The organism is Streptomyces zagrosensis, from assembly GCF_014203645.1.
GTDB classification, from domain to species: domain Bacteria; phylum Actinomycetota; class Actinomycetes; order Streptomycetales; family Streptomycetaceae; genus Streptomyces; species Streptomyces zagrosensis.
This window is the reverse complement of record NZ_JACHJL010000017.1, coordinates 51,777-64,941: the sequence shown is the minus strand read 5'-3', so window position 1 is coordinate 64,941 and position 13,165 is coordinate 51,777. Positions and strand designations below refer to the sequence as shown.

16 protein-coding genes are annotated in these 13,165 nt (G+C 65.7%); 7 read left to right on the top strand and 9 right to left on the bottom strand.

Annotated features, from left to right (window positions below):
- Positions 1-267 precede the first annotated feature (267 nt).
- Positions 268-1,089: a class I SAM-dependent methyltransferase gene (locus tag FHS42_RS27030; RefSeq protein WP_184576430.1), complete on the bottom strand. Its 822-nt coding sequence runs from the start codon at positions 1,087-1,089 to the stop codon at positions 268-270.
- A complete protein-coding gene (locus tag FHS42_RS27025) occupies positions 1,086-2,336 on the bottom strand; it encodes an aminotransferase class V-fold PLP-dependent enzyme (protein ID WP_184576429.1) in 1,251 nt (416 codons plus the stop codon). Before FHS42_RS27025 ends, FHS42_RS27030 begins: the two co-directional genes overlap by 4 nt.
- A 986-nt stretch (positions 2,337-3,322) precedes the next feature.
- Between FHS42_RS27025 and FHS42_RS27020 the strand changes: the two genes are divergently transcribed.
- Positions 3,323-3,730 (top strand): hypothetical protein, encoded by a 408-nt coding sequence (locus tag FHS42_RS27020; RefSeq protein WP_184576427.1) that lies wholly within the window; start codon positions 3,323-3,325, stop codon positions 3,728-3,730.
- 690 nt (positions 3,731-4,420) lie between these two features.
- The gene (locus tag FHS42_RS27015; protein ID WP_184576425.1) at positions 4,421-4,630 is read left to right on the top strand and encodes a hypothetical protein; all 210 of its coding nucleotides are present in this window, start codon (positions 4,421-4,423) and stop codon (positions 4,628-4,630) included.
- A gap of 26 nt (positions 4,631-4,656) precedes the next feature.
- Here the strand turns inward: FHS42_RS27015 and FHS42_RS27010 are convergent, their stop codons facing one another.
- From FHS42_RS27010 to FHS42_RS27000, 5 genes are all read right to left on the bottom strand, one after another.
- Positions 4,657-4,860, bottom strand: coding sequence for a hypothetical protein (locus tag FHS42_RS27010; RefSeq protein WP_184576423.1), 204 nt, complete (start codon positions 4,858-4,860; stop codon positions 4,657-4,659).
- A 127-nt stretch (positions 4,861-4,987) separates the two neighbouring features.
- A complete protein-coding gene (locus tag FHS42_RS37495; protein ID WP_246495459.1) occupies positions 4,988-5,161 on the bottom strand; it encodes a hypothetical protein in 174 nt (57 codons plus the stop codon).
- A gap of 12 nt (positions 5,162-5,173) precedes the next feature.
- Entirely contained in the window at positions 5,174-5,308 is a 135-nt protein-coding gene (locus FHS42_RS38310; RefSeq protein WP_281392873.1) for a hypothetical protein, read from the bottom strand.
- A 102-nt stretch (positions 5,309-5,410) separates the two neighbouring features.
- The gene (locus tag FHS42_RS37490; RefSeq protein WP_246495458.1) at positions 5,411-5,788 is read right to left on the bottom strand and encodes a hypothetical protein; all 378 of its coding nucleotides are present in this window, start codon (positions 5,786-5,788) and stop codon (positions 5,411-5,413) included.
- 220 nt (positions 5,789-6,008) lie between these two features.
- Positions 6,009-6,608, bottom strand: coding sequence for a hypothetical protein (locus tag FHS42_RS27000; RefSeq protein WP_184576421.1), 600 nt, complete (start codon positions 6,606-6,608; stop codon positions 6,009-6,011).
- Positions 6,609-7,900: 1,292 nt separating this feature from the next.
- On the opposite strand from FHS42_RS27000, the gene FHS42_RS26995 reads away from it, so the two are divergent.
- The 3 genes from FHS42_RS26995 to FHS42_RS26985 all read left to right on the top strand — a co-directional run bounded on the left by FHS42_RS26995 (position 7,901) and on the right by FHS42_RS26985 (position 9,928).
- A complete protein-coding gene (locus FHS42_RS26995; RefSeq protein WP_184576419.1) occupies positions 7,901-8,557 on the top strand; it encodes a hypothetical protein in 657 nt (218 codons plus the stop codon).
- Positions 8,554-8,970, top strand: coding sequence for a sigma factor-like helix-turn-helix DNA-binding protein (locus tag FHS42_RS26990; RefSeq protein ID WP_184576416.1), 417 nt, complete (start codon positions 8,554-8,556; stop codon positions 8,968-8,970). The genes FHS42_RS26995 and FHS42_RS26990 overlap by 4 nt, the downstream gene beginning before the upstream one ends.
- 139 nt (positions 8,971-9,109) lie before the next feature.
- Positions 9,110-9,928, top strand: a complete 819-nt coding sequence (locus tag FHS42_RS26985; RefSeq protein ID WP_184576415.1) for an SAM-dependent methyltransferase — start codon at positions 9,110-9,112, stop codon at positions 9,926-9,928.
- Between the two features lie 36 nt (positions 9,929-9,964).
- Here the strand turns inward: FHS42_RS26985 and FHS42_RS26980 are convergent, their stop codons facing one another.
- Both FHS42_RS26980 and FHS42_RS26975 read right to left on the bottom strand, forming a co-directional pair.
- Positions 9,965-10,912 (bottom strand): helix-turn-helix domain-containing protein, encoded by a 948-nt coding sequence (locus FHS42_RS26980; protein WP_184576413.1) that lies wholly within the window; start codon positions 10,910-10,912, stop codon positions 9,965-9,967.
- 103 nt (positions 10,913-11,015) lie between these two features.
- A complete protein-coding gene (locus tag FHS42_RS26975) occupies positions 11,016-11,249 on the bottom strand; it encodes a DUF397 domain-containing protein (protein WP_184576411.1) in 234 nt (77 codons plus the stop codon).
- A gap of 877 nt (positions 11,250-12,126) precedes the next feature.
- On the opposite strand from FHS42_RS26975, the gene FHS42_RS26970 reads away from it, so the two are divergent.
- Both FHS42_RS26970 and FHS42_RS26965 read left to right on the top strand, forming a co-directional pair.
- Positions 12,127-12,849 (top strand): LysE family translocator, encoded by a 723-nt coding sequence (locus tag FHS42_RS26970; protein ID WP_184576408.1) that lies wholly within the window; start codon positions 12,127-12,129, stop codon positions 12,847-12,849.
- A 17-nt stretch (positions 12,850-12,866) separates the two neighbouring features.
- Complete coding sequence (locus tag FHS42_RS26965; protein ID WP_184576406.1) at positions 12,867-13,154, top strand: acyl carrier protein; 288 nt, start codon at positions 12,867-12,869, stop codon at positions 13,152-13,154.
- The last annotated feature ends 11 nt before the right edge of the window (positions 13,155-13,165 follow it).

Sequence of the window (13,165 nt, the reverse complement as noted above, 5' to 3'; positions counted from 1 at the left end):
CCACGTCGTCGATCCCCTCGAACACAAGCGAATTCCAAAACGATGCATCGTTCAGCATGACCAGCACCATCACCGGCCAAAGCCGACCACGACAGCGACGACCATGAACCCGATGGGGCGTCACTTCCCGTTTCCAGGTGGTAAGGCGTGCGCGGTCTCACGCGAGCCTGTCCCCTCGCAATCGAACGCTGAGGTGACGCTCCGCGACCGCCCCCCCGAGATCTGCGCCAGAACTCACTACTGCTCGATGTAGTCAGGCCTGTGGTGTCAGCGGGTGGCGACGATGATTTCCACGCTGGTAGGGGCAGTGATCGCGGTTTCATCTTGAAAAGGAGCAAGCCGGTGGTCCACGGCTTGTTCCAGGTGGCGTCGGGCGTGGAGGTCCAAGCCTGTGATGACGTCGGCTATAGGGGAGAACTGGTAGACGGTCAGCAGGTCCTTTGCCCCGCCGGGGAAGGTGGTGGGCAGTAGTGCTCGGTGGTGTCGAACATGAGTGAAGCCGGCCTCCTCGATAACAGCGCGGGCTTGGGGCGCGGGCAGACTCCAGGGGTGGGCGAACTTCTCGGCATAGTCCGCGCTCAGCGTGACGGCGACAGCGTGGTGGAGCGCGTCGAACAGGGGATTGTGCTCCAGGGGCGCCCAGATGGCGACGGCCAGGGTGCCGCCGGGTTTAGTCACACGGTGCCACTCGCGGGCCGCGGCGGGGCGGTCGGGGAAAAACTGTAGGCCGTGCTGGCAACACGTCAGGTCGAAGCGCCCGTCGTCGATCTGGTCCAAGGGCGCTGCTGGTGATTGGAGGTAGCGCTGGGGGGCTCCGAGCGCGGGTGCTGTGCCGCGGGCGGCGCCGAGCATGCCGTCGCTGATGTCCGTACCGGTGACCGAGCCTTCCGAGCCGATGGAGGTGGCCAGTACGCGGGTGAGTGTGCCGGTTCCGCAGGCTACGTCCAGGGCTTGGGCGCCGGTACAGGGGCCGATGGCGCCGGCCAGGTAGCAGGCCCACGGGTGGAAGACGGCGGGCGCCAGCACCTGGTCGTACAGGCGGACGCGGTCAGTGGGGGCGTGGGCGAAACGATGCTGCCACTGGCTCATGTGAGGACCATCCGGGGAGAGGGGAGGGCGTCTATGAGGGCGTCGATGTCGTCAGTGGTGTTGTAGAGGTAGGTCGACAGGCGGATGGAAGAGCGAAGGTTCAGACGGTCGTGAGCCAGTTGGGCACACATGTTTCCCGCGCGGACGGCGATGCCGGCGGCGCTGAGCCGCTGGGCCAGGTGCATCGGGTCATGGCCTTCCATGACGAATGAGATGACCGCGCCTCGCTGTTCGGGGTCGTACGGTCCCAGGACCGCGACCCGGCGGTCGGCGCGCAGGCGCTGCAGCGCGTGTGCGGTCAGCGTGCGGTCGTGTCGGCGGATGCGTTCCATACCTAGCGAGCTCAGGAAGGTGGCGGCGGCTGCTAGCCCGGCCACTTCCGCAATGGGAGGTGTTCCCGCCTCGAAGCGCTGGGGCGGTGCGGCGAAGGTCATGTCCGTCAAAGAGAGGTCGTCCAGGGTGTTGCCGCCGCCGAGGAAGGGGGGCAGGGCGTGCAGCAGTTCGGTGCGGCCCCACAGGACCCCTATCCCGGTCGGTCCGCACATTTTGTGGCCGGTGAAGACGAGGAAGTCCGCCGCCAGGTCGGTGACGTCAATGGGCAGGTGGGGAGCGGATTGCGCGGCATCGACTACGACCATGGCCCCTACCTGGTGGGCTCGTTCCACGATCGGTGCCAGGTCGGTGAGGGTGCCCAGTAGGTGAGAGACGTGGGCCAGCGCAACTATCTTGGTGCGCGTGGTGATCGCGTCGTGCAGGGTGCTGATGTCCACGCGGCCGTCCGCAGCTGGCCTCATATAACGCACGTGGCATCCGGTGGCACGGGCGGCCTGTCGCCAGGGGACGATGTTGGAGTGGTGCTCCATTTCGGTGACCACGATGGTGTCGTCCTGCCGTAGCCCGTAGGGGGCGTCGGCCTCCCGCAGGCAGTGGGCGAGCAGGTTGAGAGCCTCGGTGGCGTTTTTGGTGAAGACGATCTCATTGGCCTGGGCACCCACGAAGGAGGCGATCGTCTGCCGGTCGGCCTCGAATTGTTCGGTGGCGGCGACAGCCAGATCGTAGGTACCGCGGTGCACGTTGGAGTTGCGGTGCGTCATCGACGACACGACGGCGCCGATCGCCTCCTGGACACGCTGTGAGGTGGCGGCGTTGTCCAGGTAGATCGGTGACAGCGCGGATGAGATGTCAGTGAAGTAAGGGAAATGCTGACGCACCTCATTGGCGTCGAGGGCGATGCTGGCAGTGCTCATGGGATGTCTCCCGTTGAGAGGGCAAGGTTGTTCGCCCGGCACCCTGTGCAGCAGGTGAGGGGCATGTGTGGCGCCTCTGGCCGCCGGTTCCGGCCCAACGAGTGCACCTCGCGAGTGATGGTGCGTACGCAGCGGTAAGTGATCTTTATGCCCGTTGCGCGGCTCGGGCGTGGGGATCGACCGCGCGCGAGCTCCGCGCTATCAGCCCAGCGTCGTCCGGCGATGACCCGGCCGGGTACGCATAGTCACCGGCCGGGACAATCACCGACGGCTGCGTTCGTGTTTGGTTTTCCCGGCACACTACGACCTTCGGCAGAAGCGGTCGCACAGGGTGCTGGATTTCCGTCAGCATGATGTGCCTCATCTGTCTCCTGTTTTACTGGACATTCCCCTCCCCTGGTGTAAAGCGAAAGCTCGACACCACGGGCTTTCCTTGCGATGCCGGATACGACGCCCCCCGAAAATGCCCTTTCTCCTACGCGGAAGCCGATCTCAAGGTTGGCTCAAACGCATGGAATTGGGAGTCTCCAACCTCCGAGCGGAGACGCCCTCCGTAATCGGCCGCAGATCGGTGAGACAGGGGCGCAGGTTGGACGCCGACCCGAGCACCATCGACGATTCAGCCACACGCAGTCGCGTTCTTCACCCACCTGTTGTTCCAACACCGCGGCATGTCCCCTGCAATGGGCCGAAGTCGGGGCTTGCGAAAGATGCTGCGGGCCTTCGTGAGGTGCAGCTTCCGGTTACCTGCCGACCTTTCCGAAGGCTCACTCCCAGCTCAGACGATGGGAGGGGCTTCGGCGAGTTTGGATCAACGCCTCACTTAATATTTATTCCGAGATCGGCATCTCCTCATCTGCTTTGACCACCCAAAAGCCCTTCACTCAGGAATAATCATTGGGTGACGGTATGGCCGGTAGATGCGCTTGCAGCATCTACCGAACAACTATTTCCTCTTCATAAGACGACTGACCCGAGGAGGTAGCGTGAGTGACGTAAGTGAAAGCGAGTTCATCCGCGTGACAGGAAAGGTCGTGGCCCGGCGTGTCCTGAACGTGGAAACGCCATACCCGGTCATCGAGATCAGCACCATCGACTCCGGCACTATGGCTGGCAGGCAGGTGGAGGACATCGTCACCTACGTGCAAAGGGCACGTCCGACGGGCGTGTTCGAAGGATCGGCGGAGGTTGTTGTCAGCTCGCCGGACGGCGAGGTGATCGCCGTCTGGAAGGGGTACGGAAGGGGACGATCCGATGGCCGCGGGGGCATCAAGTGGGTCGGTGGGATTCTCGTGGAGAGCACGTCAGAGGAGTTGAACGGCATCGCCGCTTACGGGCACTTCGATGTCACCGGGGACGGTAAAGTCACCCAGCGCTTCTACCGGGTGCGCTGAAAACGAACCACAACGCTCCCCCTACGCACAGGCATGACCTGAGGCCGGGCCTCGGATCTGCCCCGGCCCCGGGCAGATCCGAGGATCGTTGCCACACGCGGTGAGTTGATCAAGCGGCGAGTGGTTCAGACAGACGCTCGGCTGGCGCCTTCCAGCCGAGCGTCTTGCGCAAGCGGATGTTGAGCTCGAAGGAAGACGGACGGGGGCCGACCAGGCGCCGCGATATTGGCGAGGCTGGCCTGCCCTGGCTCGTATCCAATCCGTCCAAATTTCTTCGGCCGGCTATCCAAGCGGTCCCCGACCCCGAAGGATTCGCGCGATGGGAAACCGCCGGACCTCCCACCGACCAGCGGGGACGTCACGCGTTGGGGGCGCGCAAAGCGATCGCGCAGATCATGGTGGCCTACGGCGGAAGGATTCAGGACTTCACCGTCGGAGACTGCCTGGCCCGCCTCCAGGGGTGCCGATCCGCAATCCGCGGTATCCGCCTCGCCTACGTCTGGCTCCGCGACCTCGGCCACTTTCCGCCCAACGCCTCAGCCGCTCTTCTGACCATCGTCAACCACTCAGGCCAGGTCGGCCCCGCCGGGCTCGTGGACCGCTGCCACCTTCGGTGTGATCCGGTACGGACCTCATCGTCGACTACCTGTCAGAACGCCAGCCGAGTCAGGACTACAGCTTCTGTCCACCGTGCTGGCCAGCGACTTCTGGCCCGACCTCGAACGCCACCACCCAGGCATCGACTCCCTGCGGCTGTCGGCCGAAACCAGCACGGCGCGGAAGGCGAGACTGGTCTCAAAGACGATCCGCAAGAGGCAGCCGAACGGCGTCGTTGCCGAGGTCACCGAGCCGGCCCTGTTCTCGTATAGCTACGGCCAGGTGGCGTATAGCCATCGGTGATGCTCAGGGGCTGGGTCCGCTGTCTTTCAGATGCCGCTGGCGTCGATCACCCGGTACCGGCCCCGGCAGACGGTGATGTTCGCGGGATTGAGGTCGGCTACTCCGGCTTGGAGGTATGGACTGCGCGGCGCGGTCTTGTCGTTCAGGAGGTACGGCATCGCCAGGACCTCGATGTGGCGGCCGGTGCCGTACGTCGGGGTGCCGTTAACCAACGACGAACCAAACGACATGTAGCTCAGCGTGATGATTTGGCCGCCGGTTCGTGGTGATGGTGACCCCGCAGAGCGGTGATCCTCCTGCGGTTGAGCCGGACGGTGAGCGGGCCCCGACTCGGCGTCCTCATCAGTGACGAGGGCGCTAGCGAGTGAAGACGCGCTGGTCATCGCCTGCGCCGAGCCGGAGGGGCAGGGCGATGCGGTCCAGGGGAAAGGTCTCGCCAGGGGCGTGGACGGTGTAGCCGCGGCGGGCGTAGAAGGCTGCCAGGCCGCGGTCGGTCTCGTAAGAGCCGTACAGCAGGAAGTAGCCGAGCAACTGGTGGACCTGTCAGGTCCGCTTGAGCCGCACGGCGGCGATGCCCTGGCCGCGGGCGTGTTCGGTGACGGCCAGGCCGTGGATCTTGGCGACGAACAGGCTCAGGGCCATGGTCTTGTCGGCCGGGTAGCCGTTGCTCATGGCCATGCCGATGAGGGTGCCGGGGGGCGGTGGCGGAGAGCACGCCGACGGTGCGGTCGCGCTCGTCGGTGGCAACCAGCGTCAGGGAAACGGTGGTCATGGCCTCGTTCATGGGCCGGTCGGTGAAGGTGTGGGCGGGGCGGCATCGTGGTACGTCTTCGAGCCGCCGCCGAGCCCAGCGAGCATGGCGCAGGCCGCCGAGCCGTCCTCGATGGCGGCTTGCAGGACCGGGATGATCCTGACGCCGTCGCCGGTGGTGGCCGTCAGCGCGTTCGCCGCTTCCACGTCCTGGCCGCGGGCCAGGACGTGGAAGCGGGTCCCGGCCGGGCCCTGCCAGCCGGTGCGGACGCGGTCGGCGGACAGCGGCGGCGTGTGCCGGGCCATCTTGGTCATCTTTCCGCCCCCGGTTTCCGGACCGTCCACGCTTCCGCCAGCGGCACGGACGAGGCCGGCCAGGCGGCGCACCCCACCCACATCCAAGGCCACTCCCGGATGTGCCCGATCACCTTCTCCGCCGGCACCGTGACGGCCTGAGCCTCCCCAGCCAACAGCAGCAGCCGCGCTTACTCCACGTCCCACAGCACCGCCGTGTACGGCTCGCCGCCACCGCCAAGGACCAGGAGGAAGTCGTAGCCCTCGGCGGTCGGCTCGGCGCAGAAGGCTGCTCCGGTGCCGGGTCGGGTCGGGTCGGGTCGGGTCGGCGAGACTAGGGCCAGATGCGGACGGCCTCCAGGGTGCGGTTTTCACCTGTAGTGCCTACGCGGACCCAGTCCCTGTACTGCGCGGCTTGCCACCCGTAGTTCTGAACATGGCCCTGGGCACCGGTGTTCGCTCCGCGGGTCCAGCCGAGGTTGATGTCCAGGGCTTCCACCGACACCGCCTGGCCAGTGGAACCTGCGGGTACCTGTACGTCGTCAGCGCCGCATCTCGTTCCCTGCCATCCGGTGTTCTGGAGGTGGGCGTTGACGCAGAACCCGCCCGTTCCGGCAGTCTGGATCAAAATGGCTTCAATAGGGGTATTTTGCCCCACGCTACCCGCAGTCTCACTGTTGCATCGCGGCGACTGCCAGCCGTAATCCCGGATGTGCACCGTGTAGCAGACTACCGGGGCTGCGGCGGACCTGCCGTCCTTCCGGGCCTGCTGCACGGCGCTCTCAAGCTGGGTCACCACCGACTCCGGGATGCTGGCACTGGTGGCATGCCGGGCAGCGGGAGACGCTTCGGCCGAGGCGGGGGCGACCCCCGCCAACGCGGAGCCGAGCACGATGCCGGCAACCGCCAGAACTGTTTGCATCCGTCTGCGCATGATGCTCCTTAGATGGAAGGAACGTGCGTGTCCGGCAATCCTCACGGGTCCTGACGGGCCGTCAAGGTCGCCTGTCCGGAAACAGTCAAAGCCGGCACCCATGCCAGGAAGGCGGCGTCCATCTCCTTGCTGGACGCGAAGGAGCAGCCGGACAGCACATGGAAGGGCTCCGGGAGGCTCCGCCACCGGCGCTCCCCTGTCCGTATCCGTCACGTCGGGCTCGTGGCGCTTCGGTCCTAGGCCCTGGAGTCCTAACTCAGACACCAGCCGCAAACTAGCCCGGGGGCACGCGCTCGCCGCCGCGGCAGCCTGTTCGTCGTGTTCCCGCAGCATCCACTCGACAAGCCCAGCGCGAGGCTCGTCCCGCAGTGGCCGACAGCACCCGCTCGTTTCGCAGTCGCCATGCCCCCGCTTCGTCCAGTCACTGGGCCCGCAGTTGCAGAGCCAGGTCGTCGGCGAGCGCGGCGTGGTGGTGACCTATCCGCCGGCCCGACCTGTAACCGCGAGGACATCGCGGTACAACTACGCAGCCTCCGCTCTGGCGCCCGATGCCGCCACACCCACCACGAGGTCAGCCCAAGGCACTCAATCACCACGATCGGCTGCTCGAATTCCTTCGTTCGAGTGAACCGTCATTTTGGTGCGGCATCGGAGGTTCGCGGCGGCCGAGTTCGCATATGGCAAAGATCGCTGGGCCGTGGTGCACATGAGTCACTAACGGTCCGCTAGTGGACTTTTCGAGCGGCGGAACAATCAGTTCCGATCATGCGGATAACCGTGCGCCGCAGTCCGCTGTGGAGCGCTGCCTTGGGATGGGCTTCCTTGCGGAATAGGCAAGTCCTCTTGCATGACGCAAGGCGGGGACCTGCGCTTTTAACTGCGATTTCGGGCCTGCCTGAGGCGGTACGTTCATCGCCAAGTCGGCTCATGCGCCGATCTGGAGGAACAAAAAGGGCCCTGGCCGGCCACTACCGGTCCAGGGCTGATCAGGCAGAGAAGGTCCCGCGATGCTTGACCCGATCCACAGGAGACTCCGCGTGCGGGGCCCCCGAGTCCCGTTACGGAAGTGTCCCGCACCGAGTCTGGCCCCAAACCGGGGCGAGCACGCCCACTATGGCCGTTGCCGCCCGCACGGTGGACCTCGCTCTCATGACCGGCGGGGGCCTGGATGCCGGGTGGACGGACGCGGTGCTGTACCCGACCCCTAACCGCGGGCGAGCCCGTTGCCCCGCGCGAATGTGGGCCCTTTACGCCCCGCCCTTCTGGCCTCACGACAGCGAAGGACCCCCGGCGTGTGCCCCTCGATCCCCCCTGTCCTGACGTCCCGCTGCGCCTCGTGCGACACCGAGTTCGAGCAGCGTTCCTGCCCCGGCCTGCCCTCCGCCTACTGCGGCACTGCCTGTCAGTGGCGCGATCAACGGCGCCGCGCGAAGCAGCGTGCCTCGCTCCGTGATCTGGACCCGTTTGCGACGGTGGTACAGCGACTCCGGGCGCTCGTTGAGGAACGTGCCGACCACATGGCGGCGGGTGCCATCGGTGAGCGTCAACTGGTGACCACGGGCAGGCTCGCGACCGAGGCAGCCCGATGGGCGACCGGGCTGGAGAAGAGCCTGCCGGCAGGGCCGGGGATGGTGGCCTTCGAAGCCGCCGTCGAGAACTCAGGCAGGGTACTCGCCGTCTTGCACCGCGCCGCCGGGGAGCCTGCACCGGGCACGCTGGCGCACGCCACCGGCCTGTCGCCGGCGGGCATATGGGCAGCCCTGGAGGGGAGTTGGGCATCCGCCGGGACGCAGACCCCTTCCTTGGCGCGGGCGCTGGACGCCCACCCCGGCCTGGTCCGCTCGGCCCGGGAACGGGTGCACTATCGCTTCCTCAGCACGCCGGACGCCTGCCCCTGCGCCGGGCTGTCAGGGCGCCGGAGCTCCCACGCTCCCTGGGACGGGCCGTGAACGCGCAAAAATTCCGCACGGGGCAGGACCCGGTGGACTTCCTCGCCTTCCGGGAACTGGTCCACCTCACCTACCTGCGCTACGCGCAGGCCCGCCTCAAAGCACCGGGCCTGGCCCAGGCCGCGGTCGATGCGGCGTTCACCGGCATCCGGCGCAGCTGGCCGCAGTTCCTGAGCAGCGCCTCCGCCCCGCAGGCCGCGTGGCGACACCTGCGGGACGAGGTCTCCCGCCAGCTGAGCGACGAGGCCCCGCCAGGGCCCCGGCTCACAGGGCCGTATGGGGACGCCGTCCTACTCCACCGTCAGCTGGGCATGCCGCTACAGGACATAGCCGACGTGATGGGTGTCACCGTCCCATGTGTTCAGGTGCTCTTGGTCCGAGCCGACCGGGAATGCGCCCGGCGGACCGGTTGAGCTCCGGGCGCACGAAATAGCTTCCACCACCCGCCAGGCTCCCCCCTGCGCTCCCCCCGCCCCTGGTAGCTCGCCAAGTCGAGCTCTACCATGGTCCCTTGCTGCGTAGGGACACTGCCGCTGGCCGCCGGGGGGACGTATGCACGACGGGGCGAAACCCGATTCCCGCACCATCGACATCGCCACGCCCAGCGTGGCCAGGATGTACGACTGGCTGCTCGGCGGTATCGACCACTACCAGGCCGACCGGGACGCTTGCGCGAGTCTGCTGGAGATCGTCCCCGACTCGAAGGCACTGGCCCTGAACAACCGCGAGTTCCTACGGCGCGTGGTCGGATACCTCGCTAAGGAACACGGCGTACGGCAGTTCCTGGACCACGGGTCCGGGCTCCCCACCATGGATAACGTCCACGAGGTCACCCAACGCGTCAACTCTGACTGCCGGGTCGTCTACATCGACAATGATCCCATCGTGCTCGCTCACGGCCGGTCCCGGCTCGACCGGAACGACCGGACCGCCGTCATCAGCGCCGACATGCGCCGAACCGATGCGATCTTCGCCCATCCCGACGTCGAGCGGCTCATCCGGCCCGGGGAGCGGACAGCAGCTCTGTTCGTGTCGGTGCTGCACTGCATCAAGGACCATGAGGTGATGCCCCTCCTCGACCGGGTCAAGCAAAAACTGGAGCCGGGTTCATTCTTCGTCATCTGCCAGTTGGTCAGCGGCCGGTCCGACGTCCGCGACCGGGTCACCGATTTGATGAAGGACGCCACCCACGACACCTGGGGCCGAGTGCGTACGAAGGAAGAGGTGCGCTCCTACTTCGAGCACCTTGGCCTGGACATCGTCGAACCCGGCTTGATGAACGTCACCCAGTGGCGTGCGGTGTCCGAGGTCGTCCCCCGCCAGCGCACCCAGGACTGGGAAGAGTGGGGCGGCGTCGGCATCGTGCGATGACGCCTGTGGCCGCGCCCATGGCATCGGGCGCGGGTGCTAGCTCTCCCCCGCACTCCTGTCCATCAGCCGCTGGTACTTCTCGACGTAATGCTCCAACATCTCCAGACTTCGCACGCGGGTGAGCGCGCCGTCCTTCGCGTGCATCAGTCTCTCCCGGGTCCGCTCCACGTGCGCCAGGGAAACGATGTACTCCGCCTTGACGACCGTCTCGGAGTACACGACCTCCTGGGGGCCGCCATCATCGAATTGCAGGTGTGTCACCGGCAGGCGGGGGGCGAGCAGGCTGCCCCCGTCGAACGGGTGGATACGAAGGATGACCCGCGGCCCGGTGGCTACCTCACGCAGGCGCTCCATCTGCTCGCGCATGACCGCGTAACCGCCTACGAGCTGCCGCAGCGATGCTTCCCCGATGATGACCTCTAACTCGCAGTCCGCGCGCTGCTCGAAGGAGTCCCAGCGCCACAGTCGCTGCCTCACATGCGAATCCACGGTGACCTCGTCGTGTGCGGCTCCCTCAGCCTTCAGCTCACTGTGGACCAGTTCTCGCGCGTACTCGCGGGTTTGCAGCAGCCCAGGGACGACATTGCGCTCGAACGCCGTGATGCGGCGGGCACTGTCTTCCAAGAGGATGAGCCGTTCCAGCCACTGAGGAGTGAGGTCGCTGATCGTTTTCTCGCCCCGGGTACGGCGGTCCTCACGCAGGAGCCCCGCGATCATGTCCTGGCGTTCACGGGGGGCGCGGTAGTGCCGCAGAAGATCCCGCAGGTCCCGCTCCTTGACCGGCGACTTGCCTGTCTCCATCCTGCACAGCTTGGAGTAGGACACGCTGATCTCCTGGGCCGCGGCGACCTCCTGAAGCGTCATCTCCCGCTCCAACCGCAGTTGGCGCAGCGCGGCACCGATCAGACGGTCCGGTGATTCGGTCTGCGACAGGGCCGTGACGGCGGGTACGGATGATGGATCACGGGTGGGTTCGGCGGACACATAGGCTCCTTACAAGGGCCCGTACACCATGAGCAAACGGGTGAGCCAGTATTGCAGGACCACGCCCACACGTCCGCCGAACTACTTTGCCATCGAGTCGACTTCAGTCACACAGACCGTCGAATTCCCCAGTCTTCGCGCCGATCAAGAAGGCCCGCATCTCGTCGGCGGTGAAAATCAGTGCCGGGCCTGACGCGTCACGCGAGTTGCGCATCGCCACGCCTCCGCTGGCGAGTTCGGCGACCTCAACGCAATTGCCCACTCCCTCGCTGGCGCTGCTCTTGAACCATTCAGCCCCAGCTATCTCTTGCGCCCCAACGCCGTTGCGGAAGTCCATGACCCCACTCCTCTCATCTGAACGACTATCGCTGGCTTGCCCCTATGTGCATATGGCGTCCTACATTTTTCCTGCATGCGCGGAGCTGACGGCCAGTATGCAAAATTCTAGGCCGGAGCAGTCGGCCAGGAAGTCCCTCGGCAGAGTGGCTGCGGCGCACCTCGGACCACACTGGCAAATCGCGTAACACAGCTCCTTACCCAGCGGGATGACGGCCGCGGAGGCGAGCCTTCGCCATCGGTGTGGCCAACACGAAGGCGCCGTTCGGGTGGTGCGTTGCCCGGCGACGTCAGTGCACCGCTACTGAGCACCGGCATGGGGCCGTTACGTGCCAGCGATCGACCGCAAGCCTGGCGGCGGCCCTACAAGAGGTCACTGGCGAGCGCGCGCCCCAAGCACCGTCATGTACAAGCCCAGTTGGGATCGTGGGAAGCCGGCTGGAATCGTGCACGGCACCTGCCGTGGGCCATGGGTCTAGCGCGCCGGACAGCCCTGGTCAAGCCCACTCTTACGGCCGCTCTCGACCTACCGGCCCTGCCCCGGACGCACGCGCCACCGGTGATAAATCAGCTAGATCGCACCGGCCCGCGAGGCGACCTGACGGCCGATTACTGCCGTGCGGTATTTACGCGGGCCGACAAAGTGTGGTGCGGGACAAGGAGCTCAGCACACCGGCGAGGACACACATCACGGCTGAATGTGCACTACTTGATGAGTACATCCGACGTGGCGCGTTCGTGGCCGCACTTCACGGTGGCCAAAATCAGGTGCCCGCGAGTCCGTAATTTCCCATCTCGTGCTGGAGCTCATTCAGGGGCCCGTTGCCTGAACCATCCCAAGCCGATAACGTGCAATCGGTGGTGATCGAGAACCAAAGATGTCGGACCGCGAAGGAGGCATTTCGATTGGCTGCGCGAGCATTAGCGACGCACCCCGGTCGAATAGCAATCACTATTGTGGCAGCCCCATGGTAAACGGGGTTTACATCGCGACGATTTTCGCGATGGTGGCCGCGCCAGGACCGACATTCGTGGTGTTGGTGAATGAGACGTTGCGTTTCGGGCGCGGCGCCGGATTGGTGACCATTCTCGGTAGCAGCACCGGACTGCTCATGTGGGCGGCGACCTCCGCCCTTGGGCTGGCTGCGCTGACGCAGACCTCTGAACTGGTGTTCACCACCTTCAAGCTGGCTGGGGCCGCCTACCTGTGCTACCTCGCGGTAATGACGGTGCGCAACCGGCGGAACTTCGGCCACCAACCGGCGGACGTGCCAACGGGGCACAGCACGGCCACTTTGTGGCGTTCCTACCGGTCAGGGCTGGTCACCAGTGCCGCCAACCCCAAAATGGCCACCGTCTACCTGGCACTGATCCCCCAGTTTCTACCGACCGACGGCGGCTCGCCCGCCGATGTGGTCACGCTGACCGCCGTGCAGATCATGATCAGCGCCGGCTGGTACGTGGTGGTGGTCATCCTGGTCGGCTTGGCAAGGCAGCTGCTAGCAAAACCGGCGGTGCGCACGGGACTTGCCTGGGTAAGCGGGGCGGTCTTATTACTACTCGGATTGCGCACCGCAGTGATGTCGGGTCCCACAGCCTAAAGGAACGGCCCGGAAAAATGAACACTGCCCAGAGAAGAGGGATTGTTGTGACGTCTCCTGAGAAGGTTGAAACTCAGGTGCGCGACATCATCGCGGCCGTACTCGGTTCGTCCGCGCCGGCTCACATCGGACCCCATGACGAGTTGCACGAAATCGGAGTCGACTCGTTGACCATCCTCGAAATCATCGTCCAAGTTGAAAAGCAATGTGACATCAGGATCGGTGACAGCGAGATCTTCCAGATTCCGCTAAAGCAGGTTGGCGATCTCGTGCAGCTGGTCCAGTCCCACGTGGGCAATTCCTAAAAGCAACGATC

Bases quoted from the DNA above. Each gene is read 5' to 3' on its own strand.
- FHS42_RS27030 (WP_184576430.1), bottom strand. From the start codon at position 1,089: ATGAGCCAGTGGCAGCATCGTTTCGCCCACGCCCCCACTGACCGCGTC.
- FHS42_RS27025 (WP_184576429.1), bottom strand. From the start codon at position 2,336: ATGAGCACTGCCAGCATCGCCCTCGACGCCAATGAGGTGCGTCAGCAT.
- FHS42_RS27010 (WP_184576423.1), bottom strand. From the start codon at position 4,860: ATGTCGTTTGGTTCGTCGTTGGTTAACGGCACCCCGACGTACGGCACC.
- FHS42_RS38310 (WP_281392873.1), bottom strand. From the start codon at position 5,308: ATGGCCATGAGCAACGGCTACCCGGCCGACAAGACCATGGCCCTGAGC.
- FHS42_RS27000 (WP_184576421.1), bottom strand. From the start codon at position 6,608: ATGCGCAGACGGATGCAAACAGTTCTGGCGGTTGCCGGCATCGTGCTC.
- FHS42_RS26985 (WP_184576415.1), top strand. From the start codon at position 9,110: ATGCACGACGGGGCGAAACCCGATTCCCGCACCATCGACATCGCCACG.
- FHS42_RS26975 (WP_184576411.1), bottom strand. From the start codon at position 11,249: ATGGACTTCCGCAACGGCGTTGGGGCGCAAGAGATAGCTGGGGCTGAA.
- FHS42_RS26970 (WP_184576408.1), top strand. From the start codon at position 12,127: ATGTCGGACCGCGAAGGAGGCATTTCGATTGGCTGCGCGAGCATTAGC.
- FHS42_RS26965 (WP_184576406.1), top strand. From the start codon at position 12,867: ATGAACACTGCCCAGAGAAGAGGGATTGTTGTGACGTCTCCTGAGAAG.